The organism is Winogradskyella sp. (assembly GCF_013213975.1).
GTDB lineage: Bacteria > Bacteroidota > Bacteroidia > Flavobacteriales > Flavobacteriaceae > Winogradskyella.
Map to the genome: position 1 here is coordinate 1 of NZ_JABSST010000156.1, position 2,234 is coordinate 2,234.

Below are 2,234 nucleotides of genomic sequence, written 5' to 3' on the forward strand. Positions count from 1 at the left end.
AGTTATAAATAAATTGCAATAAGCAATTTGTATTTATAAAAACAATCGAGCGTTTGGATAGCGGACATTTTACATAACGTCTAATTATAGGAACATTGCATTAACGCTGCGTAGCAGACCGATTTCTGGTTTAATGCCCAAGTACTGCACATGCTTATGGAAACGGATTATTCTGGGATATTTTACATAATAACATTATAGCTGACAATTGGTACTCTCAGTTAAAATACTAAATAATAGCAATTGTCCTATAATTTATATTATGTAAAATATAATTTTTTTAAGTCAAGAGTCTGCTCTCCAATTTCTACTAGAATTATAAACGATTATTTAAACACCTCATTGAGTAAATCACGTAAACTCTGCCAGGATTTTGCATCTGCCTCGGCATTATAAGCTAAAGGTAAATCAAACTTCTTTGCATTGTCGTCAGCAGATTTTGAAGTAAAACTGTGTAATACATCTGGATAAGAAATGTATTCATATTTAGCGCCTATAGAATCCATAGCTTTTGTATATGTGGCAACTACGTTTTTATCAATAAATGGATCGGCATCACCATTACATACTAATACACGGGCTTTTAATTGGTCGTTTGGCATTACTGGTAGTCCAACTCCACTATGAAAAGCTGCCACAGCGTCTAAATCCGCACCACTATTTGCCATTGTTAGCACAACAGAACCACCAAAACAATAGCCTATAGCTGCCATTTGATCTGCCGCTACCGTTTCATGCTTTTTAAGTAATTCTATAGCCGCATTAAATCGGGCTGTTGCCTCAGGCAAGTTAGCAAATACAGCACCTGCAAATTTTCCAGCATCTTGTGGATGCTCTGCTAGTTTACCATCACCATACATATCAACAGCCATAGCTGTATAGCCCAATTCAGCCAACATATCTGCACGTTCTCTTACATAATCATTATGTCCCCACCACTCGTGAACAATTAAAACTGCTGGTCTTTTACCTTCCATATTTTCATTATAAGCAATGTAGCCTTTAAGATTTGTAGAATCCGTGGCATAGCTTACCTCTTCTCCTTTTACTTTCGGTGGCATTTCATCGGTATGCGTAAAATCTTCAACGTCTTGTTTGGGAGTATCTTTACATGACACAGCAAATACTAAGGTAAAAAGGATCAGACAATAAATAATTTTTTTCATGTTGGTTAGATTTAATAATTAAAGGTACGAATTGTGAACCTATAAAAAAAAGTGATTGCCAACGACAATCACTTTAAATATTCAAGATTTATGTTTTTAGTTATCAATGAGACCTTGCCCTTCTATCCATGGTGCTCCTGCCGCTTTAAGGCGTCTTTCTAAATTAGGTATTGTAGAATTTGACATGGCACGTAATTCTGCCTTAACAGATGCTAATTGACGTTTTACGCGTTCTAATAAGGTTTTATGTGTTCCTGTAGGTCCATAGGTATTACCAAAAGCTCTCCAAGATAGTCCTCCACCATCATTAGCTGTAGGATTAGATTTTTCGCCAATAGCGCCTTTAACATTATCACCTCGCAACTCTTTTTCTATAGCTAATATTTGCAATCTGGTGGTATTTATATCACGTAATAAGTCATCATTTGGTGCTGTGGTTTTATTTGCAGCACGCTTCATGGCTCTTATTTTTTCAATTAATCGCGTCATATGCAGATTGGTCGCTGTAAGATCTTGTTGAAATGCTGTTACAGCTTCTCTAAACTGATTCATTTCTTCAAACGATTTTCTTGGTAAGGCACCATCGTACATTGGTACAACATTAAACTCTTGAGGTCCTGTTAAAACAGTTGTTTGGCCATCAACACGTTTAACTAATGTAGCAGTGTATGTTCCTGGTGTTACCATAATGTTACCAGTACCTATACCATCACCACCCTGCGCTAAAATTTCACCGCGCATACTTGGATAGTTCAATCTCCAATTAACACGGTTAAATCCTTTTGTGTTCTTTGCCTTTATAGTATTAATTGTGTTGCCATTGGTGTCGTTTATAATCAATAAAACCAGGGGTTCATCTTGATTAGTTTCTTTTTCTAATGCGTCCCATCCTGGAAAGTCAGTATTGGTTTTTTCACGCTTTTTACGCACATCCTTTAATGATTTAACTTTTTCGGATAAATAGTAGGTAAAACGTGCCCCAAATGGCGCATTAGGTGCCTTATACTCTGCGTCTCCTTGGCTTCCTACTCTGCTCGCTTGTCTGTACCAATATGCATCTTTAGTTGG

The 2,234-nt window shown here is 36.8% G+C and carries 1 protein-coding gene and 1 pseudogene; both read right to left on the reverse strand.

Going from position 1 to position 2,234, the window contains the following annotated elements:
• Positions 1-326 precede the first annotated feature (326 nt).
• Positions 327-1,166 carry a dienelactone hydrolase family protein gene (locus HRU49_RS14565; RefSeq protein ID WP_296358449.1) on the reverse strand — a complete coding sequence of 280 codons (840 nt, stop codon included), beginning with the start codon at positions 1,164-1,166 and terminating at the stop codon, positions 327-329.
• Between the two features lie 96 nt (positions 1,167-1,262).
• Positions 1,263-2,234, reverse strand: a pseudogene (locus HRU49_RS14570) (glycosyl hydrolase); the annotation flags it as partial.